Annotated in this window: 13 protein-coding genes; all 13 read right to left on the bottom strand. The window is 70.9% G+C overall.

The window, feature by feature from the left end:
• Positions 1-145: 145 nt before the first annotated feature.
• Entirely contained in the window at positions 146-1,390 is a 1,245-nt protein-coding gene (gene glyA, locus G3I40_RS17680) for a serine hydroxymethyltransferase (protein WP_164303104.1), read from the bottom strand.
• Positions 1,391-1,465: 75 nt separating this feature from the next.
• Positions 1,466-2,125 carry a protein-tyrosine-phosphatase gene (locus G3I40_RS17685; RefSeq protein ID WP_164303105.1) on the bottom strand — a complete coding sequence of 220 codons (660 nt, stop codon included), beginning with the start codon at positions 2,123-2,125 and terminating at the stop codon, positions 1,466-1,468.
• Positions 2,122-2,769 carry an L-threonylcarbamoyladenylate synthase gene (locus G3I40_RS17690; protein ID WP_164303106.1) on the bottom strand — a complete coding sequence of 216 codons (648 nt, stop codon included), beginning with the start codon at positions 2,767-2,769 and terminating at the stop codon, positions 2,122-2,124. The genes G3I40_RS17685 and G3I40_RS17690 overlap by 4 nt, the downstream gene beginning before the upstream one ends.
• A 56-nt stretch (positions 2,770-2,825) precedes the next feature.
• Positions 2,826-3,671 carry a peptide chain release factor N(5)-glutamine methyltransferase gene (gene prmC, locus G3I40_RS17695; RefSeq protein ID WP_164303107.1) on the bottom strand — a complete coding sequence of 282 codons (846 nt, stop codon included), beginning with the start codon at positions 3,669-3,671 and terminating at the stop codon, positions 2,826-2,828.
• A 41-nt stretch (positions 3,672-3,712) separates the two neighbouring features.
• A complete protein-coding gene (gene prfA, locus G3I40_RS17700; RefSeq protein ID WP_164303108.1) occupies positions 3,713-4,789 on the bottom strand; it encodes a peptide chain release factor 1 in 1,077 nt (358 codons plus the stop codon).
• A 129-nt stretch (positions 4,790-4,918) separates the two neighbouring features.
• Positions 4,919-5,140 (bottom strand): 50S ribosomal protein L31, encoded by a 222-nt coding sequence (gene rpmE / locus G3I40_RS17705; RefSeq protein WP_081219441.1) that lies wholly within the window; start codon positions 5,138-5,140, stop codon positions 4,919-4,921.
• Positions 5,141-5,284: 144 nt separating this feature from the next.
• A complete protein-coding gene (locus G3I40_RS17710; RefSeq protein WP_164303109.1) occupies positions 5,285-6,385 on the bottom strand; it encodes an LCP family protein in 1,101 nt (366 codons plus the stop codon).
• A gap of 318 nt (positions 6,386-6,703) precedes the next feature.
• Positions 6,704-8,770 (bottom strand): transcription termination factor Rho, encoded by a 2,067-nt coding sequence (gene rho / locus G3I40_RS17715; protein ID WP_164303110.1) that lies wholly within the window; start codon positions 8,768-8,770, stop codon positions 6,704-6,706.
• 401 nt (positions 8,771-9,171) lie between these two features.
• On the bottom strand, positions 9,172-10,098 hold the full coding sequence (gene thrB, locus G3I40_RS17720; RefSeq protein WP_164303111.1) for a homoserine kinase: 927 nt from the start codon (positions 10,096-10,098) through the stop codon (positions 9,172-9,174).
• Positions 10,099-10,431: 333 nt separating this feature from the next.
• Positions 10,432-11,490 (bottom strand): threonine synthase, encoded by a 1,059-nt coding sequence (gene thrC, locus G3I40_RS17725; protein ID WP_164303115.1) that lies wholly within the window; start codon positions 11,488-11,490, stop codon positions 10,432-10,434.
• Positions 11,491-11,504: 14 nt separating this feature from the next.
• The gene (locus G3I40_RS17730; RefSeq protein ID WP_164303112.1) at positions 11,505-12,851 is read right to left on the bottom strand and encodes a homoserine dehydrogenase; all 1,347 of its coding nucleotides are present in this window, start codon (positions 12,849-12,851) and stop codon (positions 11,505-11,507) included.
• Between the two features lie 135 nt (positions 12,852-12,986).
• Positions 12,987-14,378, bottom strand: a complete 1,392-nt coding sequence (gene lysA / locus G3I40_RS17735; protein ID WP_164303113.1) for a diaminopimelate decarboxylase — start codon at positions 14,376-14,378, stop codon at positions 12,987-12,989.
• A 28-nt stretch (positions 14,379-14,406) separates the two neighbouring features.
• A partial coding sequence (locus tag G3I40_RS17740) for a DALR anticodon-binding domain-containing protein (protein ID WP_275410195.1) occupies positions 14,407-14,694 on the bottom strand: 288 nt, incomplete at its 5' end.

A 14,694-nucleotide genomic window follows, 5' to 3' on the forward strand; every position in this document is an offset into this window, starting at 1 on the left:
GGCTTCCCCACAGGTATCGCTGGCCATCTCAGCCCCACACCCTAGCTTCGTGTGCTTAGGGGTGAGGACTTCCGGGTAGCGACGATGGTTGCACGAGTGACCGGCCGCGCAGGACCGCGGGCCGTCCCGGCGGGTCCGCTACCCGTTATCCGGCGGGATACGGCGGGAATTCTCCGGCCAGTTCCCGGACCTCCTCGCGGGCCGCGCGCGGATCGAGATCACCTCGTACGACACCCGACAGGAGCACCGCGACACGGGCCGTCTGGGCCTCCCCCATGCCCTGTGTGGTGAGCGCGGCAGTGCCCAGGCGCAGCCCGCGGCCCTCCCCGTGGGGCAGCGCGCAGGTGTCGAGGACCAGGCCGGCCGAGGCCAGACGGCCGCGGGCCACCTGGCCCAGTACGCCGAGCGGTGCCGGGTCCGCGAGGACCAGGTGGGTGTCCGTGCCGCCCGTGGTGACGGCGAAGCCCTGGGCGGCCAAGGTGGCGGCCAGCACCCGGGCGTTGGCGACGACCTGGTGCGCGTACCCGTTGAAGGCCGGCGTCGCCGCCTCCCCGAACGCGACGGCCTTCGCGGCGATCGTGTGCATCTGCGCCCCGCCCTGGGTGAACGGGAACACCGCCCGGTCGACCCGGTCGGCCAGCTCCGCGCCGCACAGCAGCATGCCGCCGCGCGGGCCCCGCAGGACCTTGTGCGTGGTGGCACAGACGATGTCGGCGTACGGGACCGGGTTCGGCGCCGCTCCCCCGGCGACCAGGCCGATGGGGTGCGCGGCGTCCGCGATGAGGTGGGCGCCCACGTCGTCGGCGATGGCGCGGAAGGCCGCGTAGTCGATGTGCCGGGGGTAGGAGATCGAGCCGCAGACGATGGCCTTGGGCCGGTGCGCGCGGGCTGCCGCGTGGACCTCGTCGTAGTCGATGAGCCCGCTCTCGGGGTCGACCCCGTACGCCACGAAGTCGAACCAGCGGCCGGAGAAGTTGCCCGGAGCCCCGTGGGTGAGGTGGCCGCCGGAGGGCAGGCCCATCGCGAGGACCGTGTCGCCCGGGCGCAACAGGACCGCGTACGCGGCGAGCACGGCGGAGGAGCCGGAGTGTGCCTGGACGTTGACGTGTTCGGCACCGAAGAGCGCCTTGGCGCGGTCGATCGCGATGCGTTCGGCGACGTCGACGAGCTCGCAGCCGCCGTGGTGACGGGCGCCGGGATAGCCCTCGGCGTACTTGTTGGCGAGCGGGGAGCCGAGGGCGGCGAGCACTGCGGGGGACGTGAAGTTCTCGGCGGCGATCAGCTGCAGGGAGTCCGCCTGGCGGGCCGTCTCGGCGAGGATGACCTCGGCCAGTTCGGGGTCCTGGCGGCGCAGTGCGGCGAGGGGGGCGGGTTCGGTGATCACCGGCATCTTCGGCTCCGGGCCTCGCGGTGGGAGGGGGTGCCTTCCAATGTAGGTCCGGCGGCTGCGGGCCGCCTGGGCTGCCTACTTCTTGACGCCCGTCAGGGCGCTGACCACCGGGTCGAGCGCCTCGCTGATCTCGCCGCCCACCGACCGGAAGAACGGCAGCGGCGCCCCGTACGGGTCGTACACCTCGTCCGCCTCCACGGACGGGGCCAGCAGCCATCCGCGCAGGGCCGCCGCGGCACGCACCAGGGCCCGCGCGCGCTCGACCACGCCGCACTCCAGCGCGTCCGGGAGCGTCGCCGGGTCTATGGCCTGCACGAGCCGGGTGAACTCCTTCAGCGTGAACGTGCGCAGCCCCGCGCTGTGCCCCATGGAGATGACCTGGGCGCGGTGGTCCCGCGTCGCGGTCAGCACGAGGTCGGCCCTTATGACGTGGTCGTCCAGGAGTTCGCGGCCGACGAAGCCGGAGGCGTCCGCGCCGAAGTCGGCCAGGACCGTTTCGGCATTGGCCTCCATGGGGGCGCCCTCGTGGCCCCAGGTGCCCGCGCTCTCCACGACGAGGCCGCCGGCCAGCGGGTCGCCGAGCCGGTCCGCGAGGGCGTGCCTGGTCAGCCGCTCGGTGATCGGCGAGCGGCACACGTTGCCGGTGCTGACGTGGAGGATGCGGAAGGAGTCGCTGGGGAACGCGAGTCCCCCGTAGCCGGTGCCTATGCCACGCCCCGTCTCCGGGGCTGTCAATTCGCCACCTCGAGGTCGGGTACCACCTTGCGCAGCTCGTCGGCGCTGAGCGCACCGGCGCGCAGCAGCACCGGGACCTTGCCGGTGACGTCGACGATCGAGGAGGGCACGATGCCGGGGGTCGGGCCGCCGTCGAGGTAGACGGAGACGGAGTCGCCGAGCATCTCCTGGGCGGCGTCGCAGTCCTCGGGAGAGCGGTGGCCGGTGAGGTTGGCGGAGGACACGGCCATCGGGCCGACCTCGGTGAGCAGTTCGATGGCGACCGGGTGCAGCGGCATGCGCACGGCGACGGTGCCACGGGTCTCCCCCAGGTCCCACTGCAGGGACGGCTGGTGCTTGGCGACGAGGGTGAGGGCGCCCGGCCAGAAGGCGTCGACGAGCTCCCAGGCCATCTCGGAGAAGTCCGTGACGAGGCCGTGCAGCGTGTTCGGGGAGCCGATGAGGACGGGGCTCGGCATGTTGCGGCCGCGGCCCTTGGCCTCCAGGAGGTCGCCGACCGCCTCGGAGGTGAAGGCGTCGGCGCCGACGCCGTAGACGGTGTCGGTGGGCAGCACGACGAGTTCGCCGCGGCGGACGGCGGACGCGGCTTCACGCAGACCGGTTGCGCGGTCGGTCGCGTCGTTGGTGTCGTAACGCCGTGCCATTTAGAGGGCCTCCTCGTACACGTACTGCTCGGTCTGCTCAGATGGGGTGGCTGCGGTCACGGCATCGCCTTGCGGGCGGTCGCGAACCGGGGCCGGTTGTTGAGGTCCGGGTGGTCGGCGGCATCCGCCCAGCCCCGCTCCTCGGTGAAGATCCAGGGGACCAGGCCGCCCTGGGTGTCCGCGTGCTCGATGACGACGACACCGCCGGGGCGCAGCAGCCGGTGGGCGGTGCGCTCGATGCCGCGGATCAGGTCGAGGCCGTCCTCGCCGGAGAACAGCGCCATGTCCGGGTCGTAGTCGCGGGCCTCGGGGGCGACGTACTCCCACTCGGTGAGCGGGATGTACGGCGGGTTCGAGACGACGAGGTCGACCTGGCCGTCGAGGTCGGGGAAGGCCTCCAGGGCGTCTCCCTGGCGCAGGTCGACCCTGGACCCCTCGACGTTCTTGCGCGTCCACTTGAGGGCGTCCTCGGACAGCTCCACGGCGTGCACGCGCGAGCGCGGGACCTCCTGGGCGAGCGCGAGCGCGATGGCGCCGGAGCCGGTGCACAGGTCGACGATGAGCGGCTCGACGACGTCCATCGCGCGCACGGCGTCTATGGCCCACCCGACGACCGACTCGGTCTCGGGACGCGGCACGAAGACGCCGGGCCCGACCTGGAGTTCCAGGTAGCGGAAGTAGGCGAGCCCGGTGATGTGCTGGAGCGGCTCGCGGGCCTCGCGGCGCGCGGTGGCCTCCCAGTACCGGGCGTCGAAGTCCGCGTCCTTGACGGTGTGCAGCTCGCCCCGCTTGACGCCGTGCACGAAGGCGGCGAGCTCCTCCGCGTCGTTGCGCGGCGAGGGCACGCCGGCGTCGGCCAGCCGCTGGGTGGCCTGGGCCACTTCCGCGAGCAGCAGGTTCACGCTGGTCCTCCGGGGCTTCGCTTACGTGCAGACGTACAGGGTTACGCGGCGGCGAGCTTGGCGGCCGAGTCCGCGTCGACGCACGCCTGGATCACGGCGTCGAGGTCACCGTCGAGCACCTGGTCCAAGTTGTACGCCTTGAAGCCCACGCGGTGGTCGGAGATGCGGTTCTCCGGGAAGTTGTACGTGCGGATCTTCTCGGAGCGGTCGACGGTGCGGACCTGGCTGCGGCGGGCGTCGGCGGCTTCGCGCTCCGCCTCCTCCTGCGCCGCGGCAAGGAGCCTGGAGCGCAGGATACGCATCGCCTGCTCCTTGTTCTGCAGCTGGCTCTTCTCGTTCTGGCAGGACGCGACGACTCCGGTGGGGATGTGCGTGATGCGCACGGCGGAGTCGGTCGTGTTGACGGACTGCCCGCCGGGGCCGGAGGAGCGGTACACGTCGATGCGCAGGTCGTTGGCGTGGATCTCGACGTCGACCTCCTCGGCCTCGGGCGTCACGAGCACGCCGGCGGCGGAGGTGTGGATGCGGCCCTGCGACTCGGTCGAGGGCACGCGCTGCACGCGGTGCACGCCGCCCTCGTACTTGAGGCGGGCCCACACGCCCTGGCCGGGCTCGGTCGCGCCGTTGCCGCCCTTGGTCTTCACGGCGACCTGGACGTCCTTGTAGCCGCCGAGCTCGGACTCGGTGGCGTCGATGATCTCGGTCTTCCAGCCGACGCGCTCGGCGTAGCGCAGGTACATGCGCAGCAGGTCACCGGCGAACAGGGCGGACTCGTCGCCGCCGGCGCCGGCCTTGACCTCCAGGATCACGTCCTTGTCGTCGGACGGGTCGCGGGGCACCAGCAGCAGCCGCAGCTTCTCGGTGATCTCCTCGCGCGACCTCTCGAGCTCCTTGACCTCGGCCGCGAAGTCCGGGTCGTCGGCGCCCAGTTCGCGGGCCGTCTCGATGTCGTCGCCGGTCTGCTTCCAGGAGCGGTACGTCGCGACGATCGGGGTGAGCTCGGCGTAGCGCTTGTTCAGCTTGCGCGCGTTGGCCTGGTCGGCGTGCACCGACGGGTCCGCGAGCTTCTTCTCCAGGTCGGCGTGCTCACCGATCAGGTCCTCGACGGCCTCGAACATCTCCGGCTCCTGCTGCTACGTGGATGCTGTGTCATTCCGGGGGTGCCCCGGATCGCCGGGGCTGCACCGCAAAGCGCCGGTCCCGGCGCCCCCGCGAAAGGGGCACCGGAGACCGGCGCTGGAGCCTCGCTACTTGTTGGCAGCGGCAGCCTTGCCGAAGCGGGCCTCGAAGCGGGCCACACGGCCACCGGTGTCGAGGATCTTCTGCTTGCCCGTGTAGAACGGGTGGCACTCGGAGCAGACCTCGGCACGGATGGTGCCGGAGTCGATGGTGCTACGAGTGGTGAACGACGCGCCACAGGTGCAGCTGACCTGCGTCTCGACGTACTCGGGGTGGATGTCGCGCTTCAAGGTGTCTCCTAGGTTCGGGAGGGCGCCGGGTCGCTGACGCGGATTGCGGGAGCGTGAACCGGAGCCGACGTACCAGTCTGCCAGGACTGGCGTCATCCCCCAAAACCGGGGTGGGCCCGGAAGTATTCCCGGGCCCCTCCCGGGCTACTTCACGACGTTGTCCGCGGAGCCCGTGGCGGTGCCCTCGGAGGCGGCCTTCGGGACCGCCCTGTCGGCCTTGAGGGCCTTCCAGACCTGGTCCGCCTTGGTCTGGTCGACGAGGACGCGGTTGGCGTCGGCCGTGTCGTACTGCACGGGCATGGTCACCATGCTCATGTCGTTCGAGCCGATGCCCTTGAGGCCGTTCGCGAACGAGGTGAGGTTCTTGACGGACGCCAGCTCGGAGTCGGTGGTCACGGACTTCGTGGCGGTGTCCGCGAGGTCGTACAGCTTCTTCGGGCTGGTGAAGACGCCGACGTCCTTGATCTGGTCCATCAGGGCCTTCATGAACGCCTGCTGCAGCTGGATGCGGCCGAGGTCGCTGCCGTCGCCGACGCCGTGCCGGGTCCGTACGAGGCCGAGCGACTGCTTCCCGTTGAGCTTGTGGGTGCCGGCGGTGAGGTCGAGATGGCTGTCGGGGTCGTTGATCGCCTTGCTGGTGGTGATCTCGACGCCGCCGAGGTCGTCGATGAGGTCCTGGAAACCGCTGAAGTCGACCTCGACGTAGTGGTCCATGCGGATGCCGCTCATGGACTCGACGGTCTTGACCGCGCAGGCCGCGCCGCCCGTGGAGTAGGCCGAGTTGAACATGACGTCGCTCTGGGCCGCGTGCTCGGTGCCGTCCTTGTCGGTGCAGGACGGCCGGTCTATGAGGGTGTCGCGGGGTATGGAGACGATGCTCGCCTTCTTGTGCCCCTTGTAGATGTGGACGACCATCGCCGTGTCCGAGCGGGCCGAGCCCTCGTCCTGGCCGCCGCCGACCTCCTTGTTGCTGCCCGCGCGGCTGTCGGAGCCGAGCACCAGGATGTCCTGCGAGCCGTTGTCGACGTTGTCGGGCCGGTCGGTGCCGAGGGCCTGGTTGATGTCGACGCTCTTGATGTTGCCGTTGAGCTTGAAGTAGACGAAGCCGAGCCCGGTGCCGCCGAGGACGACGACTCCCGCCGCACTCCATGCCGCGACGCGCAGCGCCTTGCCGCGTCCGGCGCGCGGCTTGCGGCGACGGCCCTTGGCGCGATGGCGCCCGGGGTTGCTGTCACTGTCCGGCATGTGCTCCTCGCAGGTTTGTCTGCTTGTTCGGGGTTGGGTCGGCTTCCGCTCTTCACTCGGTGTGACGGCGAACCGCAAAGAAGGGTTGCACAGCGCGCTGTACTCGCTGCGGCTATCCGTGGCCACGGAACGTAACGGGACCAAGGTCCCCCACCCCTCTCACCTGCACGTTTGCCCTCGTGTGTCGCATGCTTCACGCAGCCTGCGGATTCTTATGCATGTGGTGAAGGTCTCCGGGGACGGCTCAGGGGGACGCAAAAGGGCTGGGCCCCGCCGCGGGAAGCGGCGGGGCCCAGCCCTCGTACGGAATCAGTGACGTCAGTCGCTGCCGTTGCCCGGCCCCGGCGTCGTCTTCTGGATCTGCAGCAGGAACTCCGCGTTGGACTTCGTCTGCTTCATCTTGTCCAGCAGCAGCTCGATCGCCTGCTGCTGGTCGAGCGCGTGCAGCACGCGACGCAGCTTCCAGGTGACCGCGAGCTCGTCGCTGCCGAGCAGGATCTCTTCCTTACGGGTACCGGACGCGTCGACGTCCACCGCCGGGAAGATGCGCTTGTCCGCGAGCTTCCGGTCGAGCTTGAGCTCGGCGTTGCCGGTGCCCTTGAACTCCTCGAAGATGACCTCGTCCATGCGGGACCCGGTGTCGACGAGAGCCGTCGCGAGGATGGTCAGCGAACCGCCGTCCTCGATGTTGCGGGCCGCACCGAAGAAGCGCTTCGGCGGGTACAGGGCGGTCGAGTCGACACCACCGGACAGGATGCGCCCGGAGGCCGGGGCCGCCAGGTTGTAGGCGCGGCCCAGACGCGTGATGGAGTCGAGCAGCACGACGACGTCGTGGCCCAGCTCGACGAGGCGCTTGGCGCGCTCGATGGCGAGCTCGGCGACCGTCGTGTGGTCCTCGGCCGGACGGTCGAAGGTCGAGGAGATGACCTCGCCCTTGACCGACCGCTGCATGTCGGTGACCTCTTCCGGACGCTCGTCGACCAGGACGACCATCAGGTGGCACTCGGGGTTGTTGTGCGTGATCGCGTTGGCGATCGCCTGCATGATCATGGTCTTGCCGGTCTTCGGCGGGGCCACGATCAGACCGCGCTGGCCCTTACCGATCGGCGCGACGAGGTCGATGATGCGGGTCGTGAGCACACCCGGGTCGGTCTCCAGGCGGAGCCGGTCCTGCGGGTACAGCGGGGTGAGCTTGTTGAACTCCGGGCGCCCGCGGCCGGATTCGGCCGCCATGCCGTTCGCCGAGTCGAGGCGGACGAGCGCGTTGAACTTCTCGCGGCGCTCGCCTTCCTTCGGCTGCCGGACGGCACCGGTGACGTGGTCACCCTTGCGCAGGCCGTTCTTGCGGACCTGGGCGAGCGAGACGTAGACGTCGTTGGGGCCCGGGAGGTAGCCCGACGTACGGATGAAGGCGTAGTTGTCGAGGATGTCGAGGATGCCCGCGACGGGGATCAGGACGTCGTCGTCGGAGACCTGCGGCTCGTTGCCGAAGCCCTGCTCGTCGCGCCCGCGACGCCCACGGCGGTCGCGGTAGCGGCCCCGGCGGCCACGGCGGCCGCCCGCGTCATCGTCGTAGCCGTCGTCCTGCGGACCGTTGTTGCGGTCGCGGTCCTGCCGGCCGCCGCCGCCCTGCTGCTGCCGGCCGCCGCCCTGGTCCTTGTTGCCCTGGTCGTCGCCCTTGCCGCCACGGCGGTCACGGTCGCGGCCGCCACGGTCGCCCCGGTCACCGCGGTCGCCCCGCTCACCACGGTCACGGCGGTCGCGGCGCTCACGGCGGCCGTCGTTGCCCTCGCCCTTGTTCTCGCCGCCGTCGCCCTTGTTCTCACCGCCGGACTTGTTCTCCTGGCGGTCCTCGGCCTTGGCCTCGGCCGTGACGGTCTCGGGGCTGCCCGCCTCGGAGGTGGCACGCCGGCGACGGCGCTCACCGGCCGGCTGCTCGTCCCCGGCGCCCTGGCCCGGAATGTCGATCTGCTGCTGGGCGGCCTTCTTCGCCTTGGCGGCGCCGGTGTCGGCGGCCTCGGCCTTCTCCGCCTTGGCGTCCGTCTTGGCCTGCACGGCCTCGGCCGCGGCCTCGTCGCCGGTACGGGCCTTCGAGGTGGCCCGGCGCTTCGGCTTCGCCTCAGCGGCGTCGGCGCTCTTCGCGGGGGCACCGCCCCCCGCCTGCGCCTCCTTGATGACCTCGATCAGCTGGCTCTTGCGCATCCGCGCGGTGCCCCTGATACCGAGGCCCGAGGCGACCTGCTGCAGCTCGGCCAGCACCATGCCGTCAAGGCCGGTACCGCGGCGCCGCCGGGCAGGCGCAGCAGAGGCGTCCCCTGCGGACGCGGCGGGCGCGGCAGCAGAGCTGTCGGCAGTCACGCCCATCAGATCGGTGGTGTCGCTCACGAAGGGTCCTTCCCTGGAGCGGACGTCGGCCTGTCTGGCTCGGCGACCGGTTGTGCTGTCCGGCGGTGGTCCTGCCTGTACGGACCGTGCCGGGGCGGTTGTCCGCCGAAGAGGCGGAAGAATTCATTGGTGACAGCGATTCCGGATTCCGCGGGTGCACTGGATTTCTGTGTCACGCGGCTCGGTCACGCCGGTTCCGGAGCATGCTCGCCAGCATTCAGAGCCGTGTCCCGACAGAGGGCATTGCTCGGAAAGACTGGGGAGGCTCCCGGAAGAATGGTTGTCCCGGACGGGGACACACAGCACCTCGCCATGGTGGGGTCGGGTGCAGACTTGAGGTTAACACTACCGGATCCAACAAACATTCCCCCTCTCCAAATCCGGCAACCGTACGTTTTCGATCAGACGGGAGAGGAGCCGAGCGGCAGCACGCACGCCCCGTCGGCGTCGAGGGCCAGGCGGTTGGCCGCCCATCCCTCGCCGGCCAGCCGGGCGACCTTGTCGGCCGCGTCGTCCTCCACCAGGGCGATGACCGTCGGTCCCGCCCCGGAGATCATCGCGGGTACTCCGTCGGCCCGCAGCCGCTCCACCAGCGCGGCGCTCTCCGGCATGGCGGGAGCCCGGTAGTCCTGGTGGAGACGGTCCTCGGTGGCAGGCAGCAGCAGCTCGGGGCGCCTTGTCAGGGCCTCGACGAGCAGGGCCGCCCGGCCCGCGTTGGCGCTTGCGTCCACATGGGGGACGGTGCGCGGCAGAAGTCCTCGCGCCATCTCGGTCAGGACCGGCTTTCCCGGGACGAAGACCACCGGGACGACGGAACTCGCGGCGTCGAGGCGGACCGCACGCCCCGCGCCCGATTCCATCCAGGCGATGGTGAAGCCGCCGAGCAGGCAGGGGGCCACGTTGTCGGGGTGGCCCTCGATCTCCGTGGCCAGCTCCAGCAGCGCGGCGTCGTCGAGCCGGGCGTCGCCGCCTATGGTCACGGCGCGCGCGGCGACGACCGCCGCGACGATGGCGGCGGAGGAGGAACCGAGCCCCCGGCCGTGCGGGATGCGGTTGGCGCAGACGATCTCGAGGCCGCGCGGCTGCCCGCCGAGCAGGTCGAAGGCGGTACGCAGGGAACGTACGAGAAGGTGCGACTCGTCGCGCGGCAGGGTCTCGGAGCCCTCACCTGCGATGTCGATGTTCAGCCCGGAGTCGGCGACCCTGACGACCACGTCGTCGTAGAGCCCCAGCGACAGGCCGAGGGCGTCGAAGCCCGGGCCGAGATTGGCGCTGGTGGCGGGGACGCGCACCCTGACGGCGGCGGCGCGGAACGCGGGACCGGCCATCGCTCGATGACTCTCCTTGAGCTGCGGGACGTATCGGGAACTACCGAAGACTTACGGGACTGACGAGATCTGCGAGAGGTACGACGGTCGAGGTTTTCGGGAACTTCCGAGACTTCCGATGTCTTGTGCTGCGTACGTCGACACCCGGGCCGCGAACGAGGCAACGGCGGCGGCACCACGGCATATGCGGTGGGCGGGTTCGGTACAGCCTATCGAAGGAAGGTTCTGTGGCGACATAGGGCGCACAGGAGGCGCACGATGCGTGTCGTAAGCCCCCTGTGCACCCCCTGTGCGGATACGCCCAGTTGACGGGGTATCAGCCAGGCGCAACGGTCACGCCAGGCCGAGTCGCTCCGCCGCCGCGACCGCGTCCACCGGCACGGTGACCGGCTGCGGGGCGCCCGAGACGGCCCAGTCCGGATCCTTGAGCCCGTTGCCCGTGACGGTGCAGACGATCTTCTGGCCCTTGTCGACCTTGCCCTGCTCGGCGGCCTTCAGCAGACCGGCGACCGACGCGGCCGACGCGGGCTCGACGAAGACACCCTCCTGGGACGCCAACAGCTTGTAGGCGCGCAGGATCTCACGGTCCGTCACCTCGTCGATGAAGCCGCCGGACTCCTCGCGCGCGGCGAGCGCGTACTGCCACGAGGCGGGGTTCCCGATGCGGATCGCGGTCGCGATCGTCGACGGGTCCTTGACGATCTCGCCGCGCACGATCGGCGCGGAACCGGAGGCCTGGAAGCCCCACATGCGCGGGGTGCGGGACGAGACCTTGTCGGCCGCGTACTCCTTGTAGCCCTTCCAGTAGGCCGTGATGTTGCCCGCGTTGCCGACCGGCAGGACGTGGATGTCGGGCGCGTCGCCGAGCGCGTCCACGATCTCGAACGAGGCCGTCTTCTGGCCCTCGATGCGGAACGGGTTGACCGAGTTGACCAGCGCCACCGGGTAGTTCTCGGAGAGGCTGCGGGCCAGGTTCAGGCAGTCGTCGAAGTTGCCGTTGACCTGGAGGATCTTCGAGCCGTAGACGAGCGCCTGGCCCATCTTGCCGAGCGCGATCTTGCCCTGCGGGACGAGCACGGCGCAGACCATGCCGGCGCGCACGGCGTAGGCCGCGGCGGACGCCGACGTGTTGCCGGTGGAGGCGCAGATGACGGCCTGCGCGCCCTCCTCCTTGGCCTTCGTGATGGCCATGGTCATGCCGCGGTCCTTGAAGGAGCCGGTCGGGTTCGCGCCCTCGACCTTCAGGTGGACCTCGCAGCCGAGACGCTCGGAGAGCACCTGCGCGGGCACGAGCGGCGTACCGCCCTCGCGCAGCGTCACGACCGGCGTGGTGCCGGTCACCGGGAGCCGGTCCCGGTACTCCTCGATGATGCCGCGCCACTGGTGGGTCATTCCGGTCATCCCTGCTACTCCCCTTCAACACGCATGATGCTGGCGACACCGCGCACGGTGTCGAGCTGACGCAGCGCGTCCACGACCCCGGTGAGGGCCGCGTCGGCGGCGCGGTGGGTGACGACGACGAGGGACGCCTCGCCGCCCGCCCGTCGCCCACCACCGCCCTGTTCGATGGCGACTTCGTCGCCGCTGCTTTTCCTTACCGACTGCCGCACGGTGTCGATGGAGACCCCGTGCTCGGCGAAGACCGTCGCGACCTGGGCGAGGACGCCCGGCTTGTCGGCCACGTCGAGGCTGATGTGGTACCGCGTCACGGAGTCGCCCATCGGGGAGACGGGCAGCTGTGTGTACGCGGAGTCGCCGGGTCCCGTCGCGCCGCCCAGTCGGTTGCGGCAGACGGCGACGAGGTCGCCGAGCACTGCGGACGCGGTCGGCGAACCGCCGGCACCGGGCCCGTAGAACATCAACTGGCCCGCGGCCTCGGCCTCGACGAACACCGCGTTGTAGGCCCCCCGCACGGAGGCCAGCGGGTGGTCGAGCGGGATCATCGCAGGGTGCACGCGGGCCGTGACGGAACCGCCGTCGGCCGCCCGCTCGCAGATCGCGAGCAGCTTGATGGTGCAGCCCATCTCGTTCGCGGACGCGAAGTCGGCGGCGGTCACCTCGGTCATGCCCTCGCGGTACACGTCGTCGAGGCGGACGCGGGTGTGGAAGGCGATGCCGGCGAGGATGGCGGCCTTGGCGGCGGCGTCGAAGCCCTCGACGTCGGCGGTCGGGTCGGCCTCGGCGTACCCGAGGGCGGTGGCCTCGTCGAGGGCCTCCTGGTAACCGGCGCCCGTCGAGTCCATCTTGTCGAGGATGAAGTTCGTGGTGCCGTTCACGATGCCGAGGACACGGTTGACCTTGTCGCCCGCGAGGGACTCGCGCAGGGGGCGGATCAACGGGATGGCACCTGCGACGGCCGCTTCGTAGTACAGGTCGCGCCCCTGCTCGACGGCGGCCGCGTGCAGGGCCTCGCCGTCCTGGGCGAGCAGCGCCTTGTTGGCCGAGACGACGGAGGCGCCGTGCTCGAAGGCGGTGGTGATGAGGGTGCGCGCGGGCTCGATCCCTCCGATGACTTCGACGACCACGTCGATGTCGCCGCGTTTGACGAGCGCGGTGGCGTCGGTGGTGACGAGGGCGGGGTCGATCCCTTCGCGGACCTTGGACGGCCGGCGGACGGCCACGCCCGCGAGCTCGACCGGTGCGCCGATCCGCGCGGCGAGGTCTTCGGCGTGCGTCGTCATGATGCGCGCCACCTCTGAGCCGACGACCCCACAGCCCAGCAGCGCCACCTTCAGCGGACGCGTACGCATCATCCGACCTCGTTTCCTCTCCTACTACTGCCACTACTACTGCGTCGACGTATCTCTACGGTGTCTACGGTGGAACCAGTCTCACCCACCGGACCGGGGTTTCTGCCCCCGGTCCGGATGATGAGACAGATATTTCATTTATCCGACGTCGAGACGCAGGAGATCTTCCTCCGTCTCGCGCCGGACGATCACCCTGGCCTCGCCGTCGCGCACGGCGACGACCGGCGGGCGCAGCGCGTGGTTGTAGTTGCTGGCCATCGAGCGGCAGTACGCGCCGGTGGCCGGGACGGCGATCAGGTCGCCGGGGGCGATGTCCGAGGGCAGGAACGCGTCCTTCACCACGATGTCACCGCTCTCGCAGTGCTTGCCGACGACGCGGACCAGCATCGGCTCGGCGTCGGAGCGGCGCGAGACGAGGGCGACGGTGTACTCGGCGTCGTACAGGGCGGTCCGGATGTTGTCGGACATGCCGCCGTCGACGGAGACGTACGTGCGCAGCCCTTCGAGCGGCTTGACGGTGCCGACCGTGTAGAGCGTGAACGCGGTCGGCCCGACGATGGCGCGGCCCGGCTCGACGGAGATGCGCGGCGTGCGCAGGGCGGCGGCCTCGCACTCGCGCGTGACGATCTCGCTCAGCGACTTGGCGATCTCGTGCGGCTCGCGCGGGTCGTCGTCGCTCGTGTACGCGATGCCGAGGCCGCCGCCGAGGTCGATCTCGGGGAGCTCGATCCCGTGCTCGTCGCGCACCTCGGCGAGCAGGCCGACCACGCGGCGCGCGGCGACCTCGAACCCGGCCATGTCGAAGATCTGCGACCCGATGTGGCTGTGGATGCCGATGAGTTCGAGCCCGTCGAGCTTGAGGGCGCGGCGCACGGCCTCGGCGGCCTGTCCCCCGGCGAGGGCGATCCCGAACTTCTGGTCCTCGTGCGCGGTGGCGATGAACTCGTGGGTGTGGGCCTCGACGCCCACGGTCACACGGATCTGCACGCGCTGGCGCTTGCCGAGCCGGTCGGCGACATGGGCGACGCGGACGATCTCCTGGAAGGAGTCGAGGACGATGCGCCCGACGCCGGACGCGACGGCCCGCTCGATCTCCTCCTCGGTCTTGTTGTTGCCGTGGAAGGCGATGCGGTCGGCGGGCATGCCGGCGGCGAGGGCGGTGGCGAGTTCGCCGCCGGAGCAGACGTCCAGGTTCAGCCCTTCCTCGTGCAGCCAGCGCACGACGGCGCGGGAGAGGAAGGCCTTGCCCGCGTAGAAGACGTCCGCGTCCGGGCCGAAGGCGTCGCGCCAGGCGGCGCACCGGGCGCGGAAGTCGGCCTCGTCGAGGAAGTAGGCCGGGGTGCCGAACTCCTCGGCGAGCCGGGCGACCTCGATGCCGCCGACGCTCACGCCTCCCTCGGCGTCGCGGTCGACGGTCTGCGACCACACCTTCGGGTCCAGGGCGTTGAGGTCGGTGGGCGGCGCGGCGTAGTGGCCCTCGGGCAGGACGTCGGCGTGGCGGGGGCCTGCGGGGTGTGCGGAACGGCTCATGACTGCGTGGGCGCTCTCTTCGTCTCTTCTACAGGAATGCGGGGGCGTCGATGCCGAGCAGGGTCAGGCCGCCGGCGAGCACCGTCCCGGTGGCTTCGGCGAGCGCGAGCCGGGCGCGGTGGGCGGCCGAGGGTTTCTCCTCTCCTCGGGGCAGCACGCCGGCGTGGAGCCGGGCGTCGCCGAGGAAGGCGTCGGCCACGTCGACGAGGTGCCGGGCGAGCCGGTCCGGGGCCCGGTGGCGGGCGGCGGCGAGCAGGATGCGCGGGTGGTCGGCGAGGGCGGTGACCAGAACCTCGTGGCCGGTCAGGTCGCCGGG

It is taken from the genome of Streptomyces sp. SID14478, from assembly GCF_010548525.1.
Taxonomy (GTDB): Bacteria; Actinomycetota; Actinomycetes; order Streptomycetales; family Streptomycetaceae; genus Streptomyces.

What these genes read in the sequence shown, in the direction of transcription:
- glyA (WP_164303104.1), bottom strand. Translation starts at nt 1,390, where the DNA reads ATGCCGGTGATCACCGAACCCGCCCCCCTCGCCGCACTGCGCCGCCAG.
- lysA (WP_164303113.1), bottom strand. Translation starts at nt 14,378, where the DNA reads ATGAGCCGTTCCGCACACCCCGCAGGCCCCCGCCACGCCGACGTCCTG.
- G3I40_RS17710 (WP_164303109.1), bottom strand. Translation starts at nt 6,385, where the DNA reads ATGCCGGACAGTGACAGCAACCCCGGGCGCCATCGCGCCAAGGGCCGT.
- thrB (WP_164303111.1), bottom strand. Translation starts at nt 10,098, where the DNA reads ATGGCCGGTCCCGCGTTCCGCGCCGCCGCCGTCAGGGTGCGCGTCCCC.
- prfA (WP_164303108.1), bottom strand. Translation starts at nt 4,789, where the DNA reads ATGTTCGAGGCCGTCGAGGACCTGATCGGTGAGCACGCCGACCTGGAG.
- G3I40_RS17690 (WP_164303106.1), bottom strand. Translation starts at nt 2,769, where the DNA reads ATGGCACGGCGTTACGACACCAACGACGCGACCGACCGCGCAACCGGT.
- thrC (WP_164303115.1), bottom strand. Translation starts at nt 11,490, where the DNA reads ATGACCCACCAGTGGCGCGGCATCATCGAGGAGTACCGGGACCGGCTC.
- G3I40_RS17730 (WP_164303112.1), bottom strand. Translation starts at nt 12,851, where the DNA reads ATGATGCGTACGCGTCCGCTGAAGGTGGCGCTGCTGGGCTGTGGGGTC.